Annotated in this window: 28 protein-coding genes; 11 read left to right on the top strand and 17 right to left on the bottom strand. The window is 34.7% G+C overall.

Features of this window, described 5'->3' with window-relative positions:
- Positions 1–19: 19 nt before the first annotated feature.
- The 15 genes from ACJRPK_RS13850 to ACJRPK_RS13920 form a co-directional block, all read right to left on the bottom strand.
- Complete coding sequence (locus tag ACJRPK_RS13850) at positions 20–928, bottom strand: hypothetical protein (protein ID WP_407140794.1); 909 nt, start codon at positions 926–928, stop codon at positions 20–22.
- Between the two features lie 2 nt (positions 929–930).
- Complete coding sequence (locus ACJRPK_RS13855) at positions 931–1,479, bottom strand: hypothetical protein (RefSeq protein ID WP_407140795.1); 549 nt, start codon at positions 1,477–1,479, stop codon at positions 931–933.
- Entirely contained in the window at positions 1,476–2,123 is a 648-nt protein-coding gene (locus ACJRPK_RS13860; protein WP_407140796.1) for a hypothetical protein, read from the bottom strand. Before ACJRPK_RS13860 ends, ACJRPK_RS13855 begins: the two co-directional genes overlap by 4 nt.
- Positions 2,123–2,281, bottom strand: a complete 159-nt coding sequence (locus tag ACJRPK_RS13865) for a hypothetical protein (RefSeq protein WP_407140797.1) — start codon at positions 2,279–2,281, stop codon at positions 2,123–2,125. Before ACJRPK_RS13865 ends, ACJRPK_RS13860 begins: the two co-directional genes overlap by 1 nt.
- Entirely contained in the window at positions 2,281–3,588 is a 1,308-nt protein-coding gene (locus tag ACJRPK_RS13870; RefSeq protein ID WP_407140799.1) for a phage major capsid protein, read from the bottom strand. The genes ACJRPK_RS13865 and ACJRPK_RS13870 overlap by 1 nt, the downstream gene beginning before the upstream one ends.
- 5 nt (positions 3,589–3,593) lie before the next feature.
- Positions 3,594–4,472 carry a hypothetical protein gene (locus ACJRPK_RS13875; RefSeq protein WP_407140800.1) on the bottom strand — a complete coding sequence of 293 codons (879 nt, stop codon included), beginning with the start codon at positions 4,470–4,472 and terminating at the stop codon, positions 3,594–3,596.
- 114 nt (positions 4,473–4,586) lie between these two features.
- On the bottom strand, positions 4,587–5,795 hold the full coding sequence (locus ACJRPK_RS13880; RefSeq protein WP_407140802.1) for a hypothetical protein: 1,209 nt from the start codon (positions 5,793–5,795) through the stop codon (positions 4,587–4,589).
- Positions 5,796–6,280: 485 nt separating this feature from the next.
- Positions 6,281–6,658: a hypothetical protein gene (locus ACJRPK_RS13885; protein WP_407140804.1), complete on the bottom strand. Its 378-nt coding sequence runs from the start codon at positions 6,656–6,658 to the stop codon at positions 6,281–6,283.
- 2 nt (positions 6,659–6,660) lie between these two features.
- The gene (locus ACJRPK_RS13890) at positions 6,661–7,008 is read right to left on the bottom strand and encodes a hypothetical protein (protein ID WP_407140805.1); all 348 of its coding nucleotides are present in this window, start codon (positions 7,006–7,008) and stop codon (positions 6,661–6,663) included.
- 13 nt (positions 7,009–7,021) lie between these two features.
- Positions 7,022–7,327, bottom strand: coding sequence for a hypothetical protein (locus tag ACJRPK_RS13895; RefSeq protein WP_407140807.1), 306 nt, complete (start codon positions 7,325–7,327; stop codon positions 7,022–7,024).
- Positions 7,324–7,650 (bottom strand): hypothetical protein, encoded by a 327-nt coding sequence (locus ACJRPK_RS13900; RefSeq protein ID WP_407140809.1) that lies wholly within the window; start codon positions 7,648–7,650, stop codon positions 7,324–7,326. Before ACJRPK_RS13900 ends, ACJRPK_RS13895 begins: the two co-directional genes overlap by 4 nt.
- A gap of 186 nt (positions 7,651–7,836) precedes the next feature.
- Entirely contained in the window at positions 7,837–8,172 is a 336-nt protein-coding gene (locus ACJRPK_RS13905) for a hypothetical protein (RefSeq protein WP_407140810.1), read from the bottom strand.
- Between the two features lie 319 nt (positions 8,173–8,491).
- Entirely contained in the window at positions 8,492–8,734 is a 243-nt protein-coding gene (locus ACJRPK_RS13910) for a hypothetical protein (protein ID WP_407140812.1), read from the bottom strand.
- 174 nt (positions 8,735–8,908) lie between these two features.
- A complete protein-coding gene (locus tag ACJRPK_RS13915) occupies positions 8,909–9,118 on the bottom strand; it encodes a hypothetical protein (RefSeq protein WP_407140814.1) in 210 nt (69 codons plus the stop codon).
- A 2-nt stretch (positions 9,119–9,120) separates the two neighbouring features.
- Positions 9,121–9,345: a hypothetical protein gene (locus ACJRPK_RS13920; RefSeq protein ID WP_407140816.1), complete on the bottom strand. Its 225-nt coding sequence runs from the start codon at positions 9,343–9,345 to the stop codon at positions 9,121–9,123.
- A gap of 227 nt (positions 9,346–9,572) precedes the next feature.
- Here ACJRPK_RS13920 and ACJRPK_RS13925 point away from each other — a divergent pair, with 227 nt between their 5' ends.
- From ACJRPK_RS13925 to ACJRPK_RS13975, 11 genes are all read left to right on the top strand, one after another.
- A complete protein-coding gene (locus ACJRPK_RS13925) occupies positions 9,573–9,848 on the top strand; it encodes a hypothetical protein (protein ID WP_407140818.1) in 276 nt (91 codons plus the stop codon).
- 30 nt (positions 9,849–9,878) lie between these two features.
- Positions 9,879–10,238: a hypothetical protein gene (locus ACJRPK_RS13930; protein ID WP_407140820.1), complete on the top strand. Its 360-nt coding sequence runs from the start codon at positions 9,879–9,881 to the stop codon at positions 10,236–10,238.
- Positions 10,239–10,240: 2 nt separating this feature from the next.
- Positions 10,241–10,426, top strand: coding sequence for a hypothetical protein (locus tag ACJRPK_RS13935; protein ID WP_407140821.1), 186 nt, complete (start codon positions 10,241–10,243; stop codon positions 10,424–10,426).
- Positions 10,427–10,436: 10 nt separating this feature from the next.
- Positions 10,437–10,700, top strand: coding sequence for a hypothetical protein (locus ACJRPK_RS13940; protein WP_407140823.1), 264 nt, complete (start codon positions 10,437–10,439; stop codon positions 10,698–10,700).
- 3 nt (positions 10,701–10,703) lie between these two features.
- Complete coding sequence (locus ACJRPK_RS13945; RefSeq protein ID WP_407140825.1) at positions 10,704–10,868, top strand: hypothetical protein; 165 nt, start codon at positions 10,704–10,706, stop codon at positions 10,866–10,868.
- Between the two features lie 13 nt (positions 10,869–10,881).
- Positions 10,882–11,127 (top strand): hypothetical protein, encoded by a 246-nt coding sequence (locus ACJRPK_RS13950; RefSeq protein ID WP_407140827.1) that lies wholly within the window; start codon positions 10,882–10,884, stop codon positions 11,125–11,127.
- A 68-nt stretch (positions 11,128–11,195) separates the two neighbouring features.
- Positions 11,196–11,501, top strand: a complete 306-nt coding sequence (locus tag ACJRPK_RS13955; protein WP_407140829.1) for a hypothetical protein — start codon at positions 11,196–11,198, stop codon at positions 11,499–11,501.
- Positions 11,502–11,527: 26 nt separating this feature from the next.
- Positions 11,528–11,962 (top strand): DUF1778 domain-containing protein, encoded by a 435-nt coding sequence (locus tag ACJRPK_RS13960; protein WP_407140831.1) that lies wholly within the window; start codon positions 11,528–11,530, stop codon positions 11,960–11,962.
- Positions 11,959–12,438: a hypothetical protein gene (locus tag ACJRPK_RS13965; RefSeq protein ID WP_407140833.1), complete on the top strand. Its 480-nt coding sequence runs from the start codon at positions 11,959–11,961 to the stop codon at positions 12,436–12,438. Before ACJRPK_RS13960 ends, ACJRPK_RS13965 begins: the two co-directional genes overlap by 4 nt.
- Before the next feature lie 193 nt (positions 12,439–12,631).
- Positions 12,632–12,871, top strand: coding sequence for a helix-turn-helix domain-containing protein (locus ACJRPK_RS13970; RefSeq protein ID WP_407140835.1), 240 nt, complete (start codon positions 12,632–12,634; stop codon positions 12,869–12,871).
- Positions 12,872–12,884: 13 nt separating this feature from the next.
- The gene (locus ACJRPK_RS13975; protein WP_407141137.1) at positions 12,885–14,252 is read left to right on the top strand and encodes an RtcB family protein; all 1,368 of its coding nucleotides are present in this window, start codon (positions 12,885–12,887) and stop codon (positions 14,250–14,252) included.
- On the opposite strand, the gene ACJRPK_RS13980 is transcribed toward ACJRPK_RS13975, so the two are convergent.
- Both ACJRPK_RS13980 and ACJRPK_RS13985 read right to left on the bottom strand, forming a co-directional pair.
- Complete coding sequence (locus tag ACJRPK_RS13980) at positions 14,242–15,600, bottom strand: phage terminase large subunit (protein ID WP_407140837.1); 1,359 nt, start codon at positions 15,598–15,600, stop codon at positions 14,242–14,244. The genes ACJRPK_RS13975 and ACJRPK_RS13980 overlap by 11 nt on opposite strands.
- Complete coding sequence (locus tag ACJRPK_RS13985; RefSeq protein ID WP_407140838.1) at positions 15,572–15,994, bottom strand: hypothetical protein; 423 nt, start codon at positions 15,992–15,994, stop codon at positions 15,572–15,574. The genes ACJRPK_RS13980 and ACJRPK_RS13985 overlap by 29 nt, the downstream gene beginning before the upstream one ends.
- Positions 15,995–16,123: the final 129 nt, after the last annotated feature.

Genomic DNA, 16,123 nt, shown 5'->3' on the forward strand with positions numbered 1-16,123 from the left:
TTTCACCGCCCATTATTATTTACACTGTATAACTTTTGGATTCTCCTTTGTACTGCGCACCTGTAGCGGTCTCAACAATATCATAAGTACCATCGTTAAGAGATAATTTGAATACGTCTGCCGTTGCAAATGCTGAAGTAGTTAAATCATAAAGCTCTGTAGCTGAGTTGTACACTGCTGCACTAACTGTTTTGCCAGTTACCTTGAAGTCGTCAACCGTTAACCCTTTAACAACAATCGAAGGATTGAATTCTGCCACTACCTTAACCGAAACAGTTGTAGCAGCATTAGCGGGTACTACTGGCACTGTAATTTTAGCATCCAAAGCACCTTTTAGGTTCTTTACGTTAAACCCGTTAACATCACCTTCGATAAGTGACATTTTACTGTTGTACTGAAAACCATCCGTTAACTGGAATCCAATCATTGTCTCAGCCGGATCAGATCCGTTTGAATTCTTGAAAGGTTTTACGTTTAAGTAACCCGCAGAAAGTCCTGTTAATGTACCGTCTGGCTTTGTCGCTACTCCAATCACATTGTTTTTCCAAACTAAGATGATGTTGTAGTTTCCGTAACCGTTGAACGTATACACCGCAGAATGCCATGAGTACTCATTTGAGTAAACGAATTCTAATTCTGGTAAACCTTCTCTTGTAGGTAGTTTTATACCTGTGTTATACGTCTTAAATTGCGTATCTTCGTTGTTTTCGTTGAAATCTACCGCGTTGTTAAACGGAAACCAAAGCCCTTTTTGAACTTGTAATTTCTGGTAAGTTTCGTTGAAATCTTCTTCCGCAGGGTTAAACTCCCATGTTTTGCTAACGGCTATAAAACCGTCTGGAATCCCAGTAGGGATCTTACACCCTAGAACTCCTGTTCCTTTTCTTGCGCCTGCTGTGCAGTCTATGTAATTTACTAATGTTGCCATTTTTATATGATGTCTTTTAAATTGTAATTAATCGTTCCTTGACAATTATCCGTTATCCTTAAATTCACGTCGAAACTCATTGCATCCCAGTAATCAAGTGGATCGTCACCAGTGCCTAGCATTAATTTGCCGTAGTCTGGATACTCCGTTGATTTGAAATACGTATTTTCGTTGTTGAATTTGTTTAACTGAATATTGTTTGCCTTCGTAAAAGCTTGTAGAACTAATGATAAGTTTGGATAAAGAACTGTATCGAATACCGTCTCAAATCTTTGATCGTTAAAGAGATCCGCGCTAGTGTTTGTTGCTAATATGAAAGTAAATGTTCCTGTTGCAACTCCCTCGCCCTCTACATAAGAGTTTGGTAGCTTGTACCAAAGAAGCGGGTATGCTTTCTGTTGATTTACTTGCCTTGTTAGCAGTACTTTGTTTAGCTCGTCTTGATCTCCTAAGTGATAAAAAATAGGATCACTCTCGACACTGTTAATCTGATACGTTGGAAGTGTAGCAAATAAGTCTCTGAAGATTCTATGTATTCTTAGTTTCTTCACAGTCCGAATCTGTTTTTGTTCTCAATCGGTGTAAATGACCAATCCGGAAAATCTTCCTTGTGATCATTCATAAACTGATATAGAGATACTTTTTTAGACTTATCGCTACCTAAGTAGTCCGTAAACATTACACCTCGCCTGTAACTGAGTTGTGGGAATCCAATTAAATCAGATCCGCTGCACCACTCAACCATTTCACGCCACACTCCAACTATCGAAGGATTAACGTTTACTTGCTTAGTGTTTTTACCTTTTACTACTACTTGACCAAGTGTTGTGTTTTGCGCTACTTGGCTATCTATGTATTTACAATAGATATAATTAGCAATCAAAGATGTTTTAAAACTTCCTTTGGTATCAATAAGACCTTTCCAATAATAGTCTACCCCTCCTTTTTGATACTCAGTACCATTAAGGAGGTTCGACCATTTAGCATCAGATCCATCTACAATCTCACCATTTACATCTAACTTTGTGTAGAACTCTTTGGTGGTCTTATATCCTAATCTTTTTTCCAAAAAATCAGGCTCATGTTTATCAATGAATGTTTGCAGCTTGTTATTATTATTAGCCACAGACGAACTACCTCCCCCAACTTGGGACAGGTAAATTTCTCCGACAAAGTATGAACCGTTTATAATCATTATTTCTCTTTACTTTTTTTTGAAGTAACCTTCTTCTTTTCTTCGTGGATTTTAGCTATTTTCTTGTTTATAAGGTTCATGGCTACATAACCACTAACCTCATGAACATTTCCTTTAGCTAGACCTTCATAGTCTTTTATTACCTCGATCGTAACCATTATATTGGAGTTGATTCTAGAGTAGTCAACGCAGCAGAAATACTGGCTACTTTTCTATAACCCGCTGTGTCGTTGGTCTTGATTCTTAATAGCATTCTCTTGCGAGCTTTTAGAGTTTTTTCATCTTCTAAGAACTGATTTGCGACATGACCAGTAGTCATTTCGTACTCGTCACCTTCGAAGATTGTTCCTCTACGGCTATCAAATACTACCATTTCGTCATCTGCAACAAGGTTTGATTCAATTACAATCATACCCGCAATTATCATTTGACCCGCTTGGTTTTCTGCGAATGGAACGCTTAAATAATCTTTTGTGCTATTCTTGGTTCTTCTAAGAGCGTTAACAGTGCCCATGTTTAAAACCATCGTATCAGCTTCATACTTAGATCCTTTACCACGCCCAATATCTTCTTTAACATCAAGTGCTAAATCATAAATATTCGCAGTATCAAAGCTTTTGGCTGTAGCTGTATAGGCAGGAGCTTGCGTGTAGAAACCGTTTAACTGGTCGCCGATATTTGTTCCTTTGTAGATTTGCTCTTCTTCGAAAAGCTCTACATAATCACGGAAGAAATCCGAAATCTCGTCGTAAAGAGTAGCTTCATCTTTTCCGAACTCTTCAGATACAGGAATTGAAGTACCAATCTTTTTTAAATCGGCTGAACTCTCTTTCCATTTTACCGTAGACTCTGGAAAAGCTGCGCCCTCGGCAATCGCGGTAACAACGGCTGCTGTAGTAGCTTCATCCCATTCACGATATTTAACCGTTCCTGAGTGGTTTGCAGGAAGTTTTACACGTTTAAAGACATCTAATAGCGTAATCTTACGATGCGCCATTTTATCAATCCCTTCTTCTCTGTAGGCTTGTGTGTTTCCTGTAACTGCGGTAGATGCAAATGCAGCTGCCTTTACCTCGAATTTAAAAGGTCTGTTGTCCTTGTCGTCCAAAGAATCCTTAATGCCAGATAATACTTCCTTCTGGAATTTAAAGTTTTCGATAGTCTGAAAAGATTTAGACTCTTTAAAAGAAGCTAATTCCTGCTGTAACTCTTCGTTGGTTTTCTTTTGATCCTCTAAAGAATTTTTAAGAGCAGCCATATCTTCTTTGGCTTTAATAAAATCTTCGTTAGAAACCATTTCCCCGATTTGTTTTGCAACATCAGTTTTGTAGTTTTCTAAAGCGTCTTGCGCTTCTTTTACTTGTTCTGGTGTAGCTGCATTCTTAACAGCTTCTTCCATCTTTGTTTTTAAATCAGTGAGCTTTGTGTTTATCTCCTCTACTGATTTTTTTTGTTCTTCAGTCATTGTAACTAAATTTTAATTTGTTTAAAAAAATCAACTTCCGAGGTTTCATCTTGAATAGTTTTCACTGGTTCTTGCTCTGCCCCATGAGTGTCTTTCGACGGCTCGTTTTCTTCAATATTTTTACTTGTTTCTTGTACTGTTGTGAGTTCATTTGCCCCGTATAGCACTGCTGAGTACTCTACTAGCTTAATTTCTGTAACAGCCCAAAAGAAACCCGCTGAATCAACTGTGTCTTTGTTGATTACGTATTTGTAGTATTTGTCCCAATTCCCTTTTTCATACGAATGATCTTCTTCATCCGAATTCATACATAGGAAAATCTTAATGTATCTAAGTCCGATACTGTGTTGCTTGATTTCATCATCACTATATAAGTGGAAGCACTTTTCATCGTACTTCTTCTTTACAATAGAATTACCTATTAAGGCTTGTCCTTGTTTTATATCTGATTTGATGTTGAATGTCGCTAGATCCATGTATTCAGAACGCATCTGCACACGTGAACCGATAATAGCATCAGTTGAGTAATCGTGGTTCTTTAAATGATAGATAAGTTGCTTATTAGAAGCTCCTTTTTCTTTGATCGTTCTATCCCAACAATCAGGAATAAGAACATCCATATAAGAATCCGCCCAGCCCGCCATATTTGCAATAGCATCAACTTGTATTTCATCATCTCTAAGCTCTGCTTTAACCGAAAATGATTTAGTAACCTCTGAACCTATTTTATCCTTTGAGTTAGCCTTTAAGCTTATGCATCCATAATCAAAGTTTTCAGATTTGATCTGAGATGAGCATTTCTGAGCAATAAGACTTTTCCTATTGCTTTTCAAATACGAAAACAAAGCTTTCTGATCCTTTAATTCTGGTAATACAACTCTCATGATTTATTCTTTTTACAAGATGATTCTGAATCTTTACACTCGCAATCATCGCATTTAAGCACGATCTTACCCATCGCGGCTTTTTTCTGTTTTATACTCTTTTTAAGAGCTTCTTTATCTATTTTTCCCATCGTCCTTTAACTCTTTATCTAATTCACATATAATCATAGCTTGCTCGTATGGAACATTTGATTTAATTAGCTTTTCAAGCATTTTAGATTTCCTTTCTTTTGCTTCTAATCGTTTTTCTTCCATGACTGCCATAGCGGGCATATGATCGTAACTAAGCTTGATTGTTTTTGATTCCTTGTGGTAGCCAAAGTATGTCGCCCATGTATTAGCAAAGTCATCTGCAGCGAACTGTATAGATCCCTGTATTAGGTCTAAATAGCCCATTATTCGATTGTCGTAGGTAGATTGCCCGGCAGCCCACCAGTTGATAGTGTCGCTGTTTATCCCAAATAAGGATGCAGCTTTAGCCATGTCACTAGCTGTTGAATCGTCGTATAAAAGCTTAGAAAAGTCGTTTGCTAATGACTTAACATCTAAATTGTAGTTTGAAGCGTGTACGTCTTTGTTGTATAGAATATTTTCTACGTCTCTCTTTTCCTGAGCAGACATATCTTGCACAACAGACATATCCATTGTTCTATTAGAGGTTAAAAACTTTGCGCTAAATTTTAGATTGATATTCTTTGCCCTTTGTGCTTCTTCTATGTTACAAAGCGTAGGTTCTAATGCAGTAATTCTACTTGGAGACGAAAAATAAGAATCATCGGTCATGCCATTTGCTATGTCATAGAAAAAAGCTAATTCCGATAGTGGTATTTTTCTTGATGTTCCAGAGGTTTTGTATTCTATCTCACGTTTTAAAAGCTCTCTTTTATCAGAACTTGCAAGCTTCATTTTAGGCATCTTATTTATTTCCTTATCGTTTATGCAATTAGGAATTAGATGCTCTAATGACATCACCTTAGTAATATCATTTGGATTTGTAGAGCTTGAAGATAGCACGCGTGTAATATTTCTCCCCAAAGATTTAAACCAAAGGTGCTTGTATAAGAAGTCTGTTTGTGATTGTGAAAAGTTAGGATCTTTTAAAAGAAGCGTAAACGGATCGTTCTCTAGAACTTTACCATCTTTATCTAATACTGATACTCTCGCCCGGCTAAACGTCGAACAAAGTATATCCATAGGAACGAATAACCCTATGTTTGTAAGTGATCTAGTTAATGGATCTTGACTACCGCCAAAAGCGGATAATGTTTTCTCGTAAAATATAGTGCCGTCAGCTAGTCGGGTTACATTTAACCCCCCTCCCATTAACGCGTTCCATGCATTACTTAATCTTCCTATAGCAATTTATGGTCAGTCACCGCGATATTTTTAGGAGTGTATAATTCTTTTAGTATTAACTTGATTGCTTCGTTAGGTCGTACAATATTAATGTGACCGCATTTTTTACATAACACGTCACCGACTACAATATTTCCTAAATAAGAATTGCAATTAGTACAAGAAGTCTTGTTCATACATACAAATTAATAAGCTAATTTACAAAATTATTTTTATTTAGACTAAATAAAGATAAGTAATTTGAATATAAAAAAACCGATAACTATTTAGTATCGGTTGAGTTGGATGTTTATATCGTTATTTCTAACGTTGTTTCAGTTTCTTTATAGTCCTTTATCGCATGTTTGTTTTTTAGAGATTCTAAATTTTCTTTACTAATACAACCCCTTATAAACACATCTCCGTTAGGGTTTACTTTTCCGTACTCTATTATGTATTTCATGTTTTTGCTTTTATCTTATGTCGTATTTCAGCACTATAGACTTATCAAACATAGCCCGGTATATTGTTTCTGGATCTTCTTTACGTAAAGCTAAATTCATTGCGTCATCAAATCGTTCATCTTCTCTTAAATATACCACCGCCCCATCAATAACGCTAGTTCTTAAAACCTCTATTCTTGGTCGTGGGTATTTGAGTGTTGGGGGTTTTTCTGCTTCATGTAACCCAAAGCAAATGATTTTATCGTGTTTCTCGTGTATATACCTATGATCTAAGTTTACCATTGTGGATATAACGTGTTTATTGGTAGGCTCATTACTCATGGTTCTATGGTTGAATATGTGTTTTTTGTAACCTACTTTTATCAAATATTGCTCAAAATGTGTCATGCTTACAGTGGTATTATATGGTTTTCTTTCAGTCCGTAATCTATAGAGTAGTTAATGCACTCTGCTAATGCTGCGAAGAAATCTTTGTTGGGGTCTATGTAGTATACTTGTAACGGGTCTTTAAATCTTGGAAAGTAATATTTTAGAAATAGGTCTATACTGAAGCAAAACTCTATATCACATTCTGACATTTCCATTTTATCTCCGTTGGATATAGTTTTTTGAGGAATATCCATTTTGTATACTTCAATCAATCCGTTGCCTTTATACTTTCCTTCCTTCAACGTAATAAGGAAGTGTGCGGTTACATCTTTTTTAGAGTTGAAGTAAATGCCTTTTGTTTTGTTCATGCTATCGACTCCTTTAATTATCTAATCGTAAGTTTCTTGCTTTCGGGTTTCTTACGTCTCTTAGATCGATTTGAATATCTATAATTTTACCGTCTACTAAAAACGAGCAGTCAACTAATGGGGAATCCCTAGTAGATAACACTACCCCTCCCGTCCATTGTGTGTTAGAAGGCTCTTTAAATGGAATAATTAGTTTGTTCGCAATTCTCTCAGCTACATCCTTATATTCATTTTCCGATGATACAGCATTTATCTCTCCGTAAGCCTCTTCGCTATCATAAATCTCTTTTGCTATAATATCAATTACTTTATTTTTCATTTATCTTTGTTTCTTATTAAAGAATATTCAATAGCGTTTTCAATATACATAGAGGCGTTATTTTCACTTTCTATTATCTCATTAGAAATTACAACCTCAAAAAACAATCCCCCCCCTCTGTAGTATACTTTCCATAAATCATCCTCTTGGAGATTTTTTCCTGTCTGAAAATCACATTGGCTCAAACAGTAAGTGTATTTGTTTCCTTCTACTTTATAAAAAGGTAAATTTTGCATAAACGAATTCCCGTTGTAACCAAAATCAACAACGTTAAGCCCATTGTTCAATAATTTTAATAAATCACTATTTTCTGTGTCTTTCATATACTATTCTATTTCTTCATCTACTATAACCACATAGTCTAAAGGGAAAGACCCTACTAAGTGATCCAGAAGATACATTTTGTGTAATCCTTCGTGTATTTGGTAATCATCACACCTTATGCGTCTACAGTCTCCTGTTTCTTCTTTATAAACTAATAGTACCTTTGATGGTTGCCATGTCATAGGTTAAATATAGTTATATTTAGATAATCCTTTGTTTTTTATGATAATATCTTTCGCTTCTTCTAGCGTTTTAAAAGAATTGTCGCAATACCAAAATCCTGAAGCTAAAGTTCTGTAAGACCAAAAACAGTCTCCTTTTTTAATTACAATTCCTAGAAATGTGACATCAAGGTCTTTAATAATACATAATTCTTCAATAATAAATTCGCCGTTAAATTCTTTTACTCGGAATTCTGGGATTTCATTTGACAAAACAATATACTCATTAGTGTTTCTGTATTCTCTTTTAGACAATACTCTCCATTCGTTTAAGTCTCTTTTAAGTCTTTTATTTTTCATAGTCATATTTTAAAACAGCCAAAGCCAATTTTAGAGGTAATTCAAAAAAAGTTTTAACGCCAAATTTTAAGTTAAAATTAAATGAATAATTGACTTTGACTGTTGTTTTTTATTTAATTGTTTTTCTATAAACTATTTTTTCGTTCTCAATTTTGTATTCGCTTATAGTCTTAATCATTGTTTAAAGATATTACCAAAAAAACACTGGCACAAAAGAAACAAGAAACTGCACTAAGCCAAAGCCCGGGTTCTATTATTAAAATAGAATACGTTACTGAGTACAATACTATACTAGTACATGATGCGAATGTTTTGCTTTTCATGATTTACCCTTCTTTAATATTTTCAGCACTTCATCTAATCCTTTAATTGTATTTTCCTGAGCCAATTGTAGTTCAGCTATTTTCATAGTGTACCAAACATCAGAACTCCTGTCAATATCGAATTTTACACCATTAGCTTTTTGATCTGCTTCTTCTTGTTCTAACCAATCATATTTCTCATCAGTTAACTCTTCTGCTTTATCTAAAATATCAGGGTTTATTGAAGTTTTTCTTTTCATTATTTAAGTTTTAGTTATATCTACTTGCTCTTTGTAATCTTCTAAAGCTTTTTCGTATCCTAAACAAAAATCGTGTCTCTGGCATGAGCATCTTTTACATTCATCGATCTTCCTTTTCCTAAGTTCATCTATAATACTTTTCATAATTTAAGTTTACTATTCACTGATAATACTTTATCTGATCTCGTGAAAACCATCATAAGCCTTATCTAACTCTATCTCCACAACTCCTGCACTATTACAAGAAGGGTATTCACTTTCTCTTATCTCTTTATTTATGGATTCCGCTTCTTTTTGGGCTAACTCCAAAGTGCTCCATACGCTTGTTATGTTATCTGGATAGTGCGCACCTCCATTATCCACTAATACTAAATATATTTTCATAGTTAATAGTTTGATGTTATCGTCAAATACCTTTCAGCTTCGATCTTATTAAAATACCCGCTTAGAGGTTGACCAACATCAGGATTTATAGTTCTAAAAGATACTTTCTTGTCCTCTACCTTGTATATCATTACATCTAAAAAGTGACCATACATACTCACAGATGCTTTTTGCCCTTCTTTTATTGTTAAATCATTCCTGTCTTTCATAGTTATAGTTTGTTTCATAGTTTTCAATTTAAAACCCCCGCCCGTCAAACAGGGGTTAGATTAATTAATCAACGCTTAAGCGTCTTAGATAGGAAACAACCCCCTTCCTACATTGGTGACAACTAACTTCTTCATAATGACGTGTTTTAGTTATACCGCAATATACAAAACTTTTTCCAAATATAACCAGTTTGATACTTATTTTTTTGTATATTTACGTAATTTAATACTTAAAATGAAAAGATATGAATATTAACAAAGAACTATTAACGGAATTAGTTAACAAGGAATTTAACGAGGGGAAAAACTTAAGCGGAACTTGGGAAGGTTATGAAGTTGAAGAACACATAGAAGAAATACATAATTCATTAATCAGTAAATTAAATCCTATAGAAAAACAATTAGCTATAGATGCCACTAGGCTTTCATTACTTGAAAAGATTAAAGAGATTGCATTTGGTGATGGCTCTACTCAGGAAAGAATGGTGGACATAAAGGCGTTATTCACAAATGAAGCTTAACACCAAAATATAATCACTAAAACATAAACTATGAAAGAATACCGAATAGTACTTTGTATTATGAATTATGGAAACCTAATACTCTTCTATGTTTCTGAAGGGGTTTATAGTAAGGGTGGGTTTTTAGTCTTATTCATTGTCACCTTTATCCTATTAATGCGCGAATACAGGGTTAAAAGAAAGCAACATAAACCTGTTTTAAGGGTAAATGATAATGATCTATTTAAATTCAATAGAGCAATAAATAATTGCGCAGAAAAAATCAAAAGTGTTTCCAAAAAAGAAAAAACATTCAAAGTAACTATGACTAAGAACGGGGATGTATCTTTTGATACTCCTGAAGCATTTGATTTGTTTACTAAAACATTTACTACTAAAAAGAAAAATTGATTATGGAGAATATAGATTTTGTATTGTGGACGGTTTTATACCCAGTAGGAGCTGCCATTGCTTCTTATTATGGATCTAAGGAGCGGTACATAAACGGCAAAGAACCTTATAGAGATAGCACTTCATTTCTCTCAGCTATTATCAACTTTGGTATATGGATGGTAGTTGCTAATGCTTTATATAATTAAAACATAAACTATGAAAAACATTTTAATATTACTTATTATCACGCTTGTATTAGTCGGATGCGCTGAACCTACAAATATTGATAACTGCATTATAAATTCACCTTCTGGATTCTGGTCGGGTTTATGGCATGGTATGATTGCTCCTATCTCATGGATTGGTAGTTTACTTATGGATGATGTCCTGATATACGACATTAATAATAAAGGCGGTTGGTATGACACAGGTTTTATGCTTGGAATTGGAGCGTTGTCATTTGGATCTAGTAAAGCATAAACTATGAAAGAAACTAAAAAAAGAGGCTTTATATTTAGATTAATTGTAAGTTGTTTGATATACGTGGCATTAGTGGTTATATTCTTATATGTAATCAAACTACCTGAGTTAATGTCGGGTTCTTTTGCTACAGTAGCGCAACTGTATTACTTAGATATTGATAAATGATAAAACATAAACCATGAACCAAAAACAAGAAACACTAAAAGAAGCTTTGAGCCTTATTGATACTCAAAGGGAGCTTATTAAGTCATATGAGAATAGAATCGAGATTTTATCAAAACATATAAAGGTTAATAAAGAACTTATAAAACTAACCGAAGAAAACAGGGATAAATACAAAAACGAATCAAGACGGTTTCGATACGGGCTTCTTTTTTATGTTGTTCTTTGCTTAATTTTAATCGGAATAATTACTGCACAATGACTATTAACCAACTCCAAAACCTTTATTACGCACGAACAGGAAAAGAATTAACTTTAAAAGAATAAACTATGCCATGTAGCGATCCAACTCCAAGCGGAAGGGAAGAAAGAGCGGCAATAGCTCTTAAATTGATAATTGACTTTAAAACATTAGGCGAAGATATAAATTACCCTGATGGATTTAATGGTGATATTTCTGGATATTCAATATTTGGAAGTGATAAATACTTAAACGAAGCAACCAATATTCTTTGTTCTTTTTGTAAAATTAAAGGCGAAGATTTTATATACAACGGAAGATTTAAAGAGCGTAGGAGATTAGCTGATTGGTGGGATGAACACAAAGAGATTGATAAACGAGAAGGTAGATCCTAATTTATATTAACTTTACAAACTGAATTATGAGAGCAAAAGATATAAAAACAAAAGATCAATTCTATGCGTTTGCCGACGTATGGTATCAACGATCCCAAAAGTTAAGAGATGTTTGGCAAAATGAGGAACAACCAAGAGCTAAACGGGAAAAAGCATTTCACTTATGGAAAATTATGTTTGATAGAGTAATAAATCTAACTCGTGTTGCTATTATATTTGATAAACATAAACCTGAATACAGCGATGAAGTTTACGGTTTTAGAGATAATCCAATTGTTGATACAGAAGGCTTAATTGATGATCTATACGTCAAGGGGCTTCCTTTACATGATAAGTTGTTTCTATCTGATAGAGACTCAGAAACATTTTTTAAAGCTATCGATAGCCCTGAACCACCTAACGAAGAACTTAAAAGAGCTGCTGATAAGTATAAAGATAATAGTAAAAAAGATAACAAATGAAAATTATATATTTAATGATTGCAATAGACTTGTTAGGCTGTACGGATAAGCCTGAGGAAACTAAAACAATAAGCGGTGAAATAACTTATTACTCAGTTACCTACCCGGGAGGGGAAGTAGAACGTTTGTACACGCTTCAATCAACGTTAAATTACGGAAACGGTAAATGGGATCAAACAATAGATACAGTAATGAGAGAAGAAACAAAAAGCCCTGCGTATAGTATAAATATTCCTGAAGATGGTGAACGTGATTATATTAATCGAATGTATCATAAGAACAACGTTAATAGTACTAAGAGCAGCCCTAGTTTGGGTATTGATATTACTGATTGGGAGCTTAACAGTAGGGATTACAGTAAGCTAGTAAACAAGGATATTGTAGAAACCCCATATAAGGCTAATAAATGGTCTGTAATTTTTACAATCCTATTTATAGTTGGTCTTATAGGTCTTGTAATTAGTAATCCAAGATAGTAAATGAATAAAGCTATCTACAAAATACAGGTGAAAGACCTTGTAACAGAGTTTAGATCGCAGCCATTAAACTTTAAAAAGTGCTTGCAAATACAAAAGATTGAAAAGAATAATAAAGCATGGAAAGGATTCAGGGTTAGAAATATGAAGTTTTCTATAGATGGACTAATTTCAATTCACATAATTAAAATAAATGAATAGATTAAACGCTGTAATTAAATCCAAAGGAATAACCCGAAAAATACTTATGAAACGATTAGGTATTAAGGATTACTCTTCCCTTAAATCATTAGAAAACAACCCTACTTATAACTCAGCTAAAAGAATAGCTGATGAATTAGGTTGTGAATTCCATGAGCTATTTGATACCTCTGAAGCGTTCTATCACTCATACGATGAAAAGGGAGAATGGCAGGGGATTAGGCGTAAATAAAAAAAACAAGGATATGAAAGTAAACGGAAATACATTAATAGATTTAGGATATAAGCCTGATAACTGGTTTGCAAAAGCAATTGATTATATAAATGAAAATGATTTAAACGAAGTACAAATTAAAGATTACATAAAAACAATCTTGCCACCACCACTAATACAGCCTTTCAAAAAACCTTTATTTTATCACCAAAACATAAAAGCAGAGAACACAGAAGAAGTTGACAACTTAAACCAAGTTATTAAAACAATGAGCGAGGTAATGAGAACTCCTACCGTTATAAATGGCGCCGTAATGCCTGACGCGTGTCCTACGGGCGAAATAGGGCAGATTCCCGTTGGTGGTGTTGTTGTTACTAAGAACGCAATACACCCGTCTATGCATTCAGCAGATATTTGTTGCTCTGTTATGGCGACGAATTTCGGTAGGGTTGATCCGAAAAAAGTTTTGGACGCTGCTCATTCTATTACTCATTTTGGTTACGGAGGGAGAAAAGATTTGTTTGATATTCCTGCTGCGTTAGAATCAAAGATAAAAGGGAACTCATTTCTCAATGACGAAAAAAGCTTAATGTTAGCAAGAACTCATTTAGGAACTCAGGGAGATGGTAATCATTTCCTATTTGTTGGTGTTTCTGAAAACACAGGAGACACATATATGGTCACCCATCATGGGTCTAGGGGTTTTGGAGCGCATCTTTACAAAAAAGGAATGAAGTTAGCAGAACAATTCAGGAAGAAGCTATCACCTAAAACAATTAAAAGAAACGCTTGGATTCCTTACAATACAAATGAAGGAAAAAACTATTGGGATGCATTACAAATAATAAGAGAATGGACTAAATTAAACCATGAATTAATACATAACAGAACTGTAATCGATTCTGGAAAACATCTAACTGACATTGATAGGTTCTGGAACGAACATAATTTTGTTTTTAAAGATGGTGATCATTTCTATCACGCAAAAGGGGCGACACCTCTTGATAATAAATTTGTTCCCGATTCCATTAATGGGCTAAGATTAATACCGTTAAATATGTCTGAACCAGTATTGGTTGTTAAGGGAGAAACGAATAAAAATAACCTTGGATTTGCACCGCATGGAGCAGGTAGGGATATTAGTCGATCAGCTCATAAAAAGAAATATCAAGGTATTGAAGATATAGAAGTGTTCAAAAACGAAACTAAAGGCTTAGATATTAGATTTTATTCTGGTAAAATAGATATTTCAGAATTACCTTCTGCATATAAAAAAGCTGCAAGTGTACAAAAACAAATGGAAGAGTACAATTTAGGAAAGGTAGTTGATAAAATAATGCCTTACGGATGTATAATGGCAGGGCACTTTGACGCTCCTTGGATGAAAGTTAAAAAGTAATCCTAAGTTTAATCTGCATATACATAACCACGTATCTTATAGCATCAAGTATGTGATCATCCGCTTTTATCGGTTTATCTACAACTCCAAGCCTATCCATATCCCATTCGTATAAATCGTATTCAGCTTCTATATCAGGTGAAGTAGTAGTATATACCACTCTAGCCCTTTGAAGAAAAGATATGCCTGCAAATACACTCCCTGCGGGTTTAGACGCTGGCTTTGCATTGTATCCCGCGCGTCTTAACTCTAATATCTTTAAATCACCACCCTGACCACCGGGATCACATATAAGCGGTGCGCTCTTATCAAGTCCTATCCTATTCATTTCATGGATAAGCCCTTCTTTCATTTCTCGCTCTGGCTTGTATAGTAATTGGTTTACGTAAAACACACCATCATGATACTTAACCTCGGCTATTGCGGACGGGTTAGCCTGACCAAAGTCCATTCCGTAGAAACTATCATAAGGAAGCGCGATAAACTCCGCTAAGCTCATGGTTTCCCATCCTGTATAAATCTTGTTTGGTTTCTCCGCTTTTAGTCCTAACCCGTATACTTGCCATTTATATTCATTTGCCGTCTTTTGAGCTTCGTTCTTCTGGCATCTCTTTAGTTCGGTTATTTCTTCTTCAGTATACCCGTTTTTATTCTCATTACAATCGTACTTATACGCATCCTCTCCAATGTAATCATGTATCACACTCATGTGAACCGGTTGGTGTGATTCTATTTTAATCTTTTGTGGTAGAGGGCAAAAAGGATTGTCTTTGTATGTTGAAGGGATTACTATAGCGTTATCCTGCTTGCTTACGTCATCAATAAAACTATTTTTCTTTGGGTTCCAGTCCATGAAAACTAAATCCGCTCTCATGTCGATCTGGTCAAACGTTTCCTTGCTTGTTTTATAAGGTTCGTTTAGCCATGCTACGTTTTGTGTAAGACCATGCACACTCTCTTCATCGTCTGTACCATGTATCTCAAATGTACTGTTGTTATCATATGCATAATAACTCTCAGTTTTATTACGTCTCCTTACATCTAGTCTATCACTTATCCGAAGTACCTTTTGGAAATCCTTCCATACAGTGTCCTTACAACTCTTTTTAGTCTCACGCCATGCTGTTACTCTCCAACCCTCGTTTGCTTCGCATAACCTATGCATACATTCGATTAAGCTCCATGTTTTAGAACTTCTCGAACTCCCGGTGTTTATAATGTATTTGTATTTTCTTGTGCCGTCCTCGTTCTTTTGATTGACAGCCCACCAGTTCATTAAGAATACTGGCGTTAATCCGTAGCTTGAAGTATCGCTGCTATTATTTTTTAACTCTGGAGATGAAATCATCTATGTTTGTTCCGTCTGGCAATGTTACATTCATGCCTTTTTGGGGCTGTATCTTCTCGCCGCCTGTGGTTACATCTAGCTTATCATTCATGCCGTGGTTGTTCTTCAATATAAAAATTGACATAGCAGGATTATACTCATTTTCTAAGCCTTTTTGCATTATTCTTGACTTGATTAAAGTCTCTGCTTTTTTTATAGGCTCGAAGTCGATCTCTTTAAACTTGTCTTTAAGGTACTGTACAAGCGTCTCGTAGTACCCTAATTTAGACGTTGCATAAGCTAATGAAGAACACTTCTCATCGTTCTTTACTGTCTCATATAAATCCTCGAAGAACTCCTGAGCTGTCTCAAAAGTCCATTTTAAATTATTTGTATTTCCTATCGTTCCCGGCATCTAAAAATCTTTTTGATTATTAATCTCATAATCATAATCTAAGTAAGCTTCTTTATAGTCTTTGTATAAGCAGTAACAACCGTTAATTATCCAAGCTAAAAATATAGCAACACATAAGTAAGTGTCTAA

It is taken from the genome of Aquimarina sp. 2-A2, from assembly GCF_045505135.1.
Classification (GTDB): Bacteria; Bacteroidota; Bacteroidia; order Flavobacteriales; family Flavobacteriaceae; genus Aquimarina; species Aquimarina intermedia.

Coding starts and splice junctions, on each gene's coding strand:
- ACJRPK_RS13850 (WP_407140794.1), bottom strand. CDS start 928: ATGGCAACATTAGTAAATTACATAGACTGCACAGCAGGCGCAAGAAAA.
- ACJRPK_RS13860 (WP_407140796.1), bottom strand. CDS start 2,123: ATGATTATAAACGGTTCATACTTTGTCGGAGAAATTTACCTGTCCCAA.
- ACJRPK_RS13865 (WP_407140797.1), bottom strand. CDS start 2,281: ATGGTTACGATCGAGGTAATAAAAGACTATGAAGGTCTAGCTAAAGGA.
- ACJRPK_RS13870 (WP_407140799.1), bottom strand. CDS start 3,588: ATGACTGAAGAACAAAAAAAATCAGTAGAGGAGATAAACACAAAGCTC.
- ACJRPK_RS13875 (WP_407140800.1), bottom strand. CDS start 4,472: ATGAGAGTTGTATTACCAGAATTAAAGGATCAGAAAGCTTTGTTTTCG.
- ACJRPK_RS13880 (WP_407140802.1), bottom strand. CDS start 5,795: ATGGGAGGGGGGTTAAATGTAACCCGACTAGCTGACGGCACTATATTT.
- ACJRPK_RS13885 (WP_407140804.1), bottom strand. CDS start 6,658: ATGACACATTTTGAGCAATATTTGATAAAAGTAGGTTACAAAAAACAC.
- ACJRPK_RS13890 (WP_407140805.1), bottom strand. CDS start 7,008: ATGAACAAAACAAAAGGCATTTACTTCAACTCTAAAAAAGATGTAACC.
- ACJRPK_RS13895 (WP_407140807.1), bottom strand. CDS start 7,327: ATGAAAAATAAAGTAATTGATATTATAGCAAAAGAGATTTATGATAGC.
- ACJRPK_RS13900 (WP_407140809.1), bottom strand. CDS start 7,650: ATGAAAGACACAGAAAATAGTGATTTATTAAAATTATTGAACAATGGG.
- ACJRPK_RS13905 (WP_407140810.1), bottom strand. CDS start 8,172: ATGAAAAATAAAAGACTTAAAAGAGACTTAAACGAATGGAGAGTATTG.
- ACJRPK_RS13910 (WP_407140812.1), bottom strand. CDS start 8,734: ATGAAAAGAAAAACTTCAATAAACCCTGATATTTTAGATAAAGCAGAA.
- ACJRPK_RS13915 (WP_407140814.1), bottom strand. CDS start 9,118: ATGAAAATATATTTAGTATTAGTGGATAATGGAGGTGCGCACTATCCA.
- ACJRPK_RS13920 (WP_407140816.1), bottom strand. CDS start 9,345: ATGAAACAAACTATAACTATGAAAGACAGGAATGATTTAACAATAAAA.
- ACJRPK_RS13925 (WP_407140818.1), top strand. CDS start 9,573: ATGAATATTAACAAAGAACTATTAACGGAATTAGTTAACAAGGAATTT.
- ACJRPK_RS13930 (WP_407140820.1), top strand. CDS start 9,879: ATGAAAGAATACCGAATAGTACTTTGTATTATGAATTATGGAAACCTA.
- ACJRPK_RS13935 (WP_407140821.1), top strand. CDS start 10,241: ATGGAGAATATAGATTTTGTATTGTGGACGGTTTTATACCCAGTAGGA.
- ACJRPK_RS13940 (WP_407140823.1), top strand. CDS start 10,437: ATGAAAAACATTTTAATATTACTTATTATCACGCTTGTATTAGTCGGA.
- ACJRPK_RS13945 (WP_407140825.1), top strand. CDS start 10,704: ATGAAAGAAACTAAAAAAAGAGGCTTTATATTTAGATTAATTGTAAGT.
- ACJRPK_RS13950 (WP_407140827.1), top strand. CDS start 10,882: ATGAACCAAAAACAAGAAACACTAAAAGAAGCTTTGAGCCTTATTGAT.
- ACJRPK_RS13955 (WP_407140829.1), top strand. CDS start 11,196: ATGCCATGTAGCGATCCAACTCCAAGCGGAAGGGAAGAAAGAGCGGCA.
- ACJRPK_RS13960 (WP_407140831.1), top strand. CDS start 11,528: ATGAGAGCAAAAGATATAAAAACAAAAGATCAATTCTATGCGTTTGCC.
- ACJRPK_RS13965 (WP_407140833.1), top strand. CDS start 11,959: ATGAAAATTATATATTTAATGATTGCAATAGACTTGTTAGGCTGTACG.
- ACJRPK_RS13970 (WP_407140835.1), top strand. CDS start 12,632: ATGAATAGATTAAACGCTGTAATTAAATCCAAAGGAATAACCCGAAAA.
- ACJRPK_RS13975 (WP_407141137.1), top strand. CDS start 12,885: ATGAAAGTAAACGGAAATACATTAATAGATTTAGGATATAAGCCTGAT.
- ACJRPK_RS13980 (WP_407140837.1), bottom strand. CDS start 15,600: ATGATTTCATCTCCAGAGTTAAAAAATAATAGCAGCGATACTTCAAGC.
- ACJRPK_RS13985 (WP_407140838.1), bottom strand. CDS start 15,994: ATGCCGGGAACGATAGGAAATACAAATAATTTAAAATGGACTTTTGAG.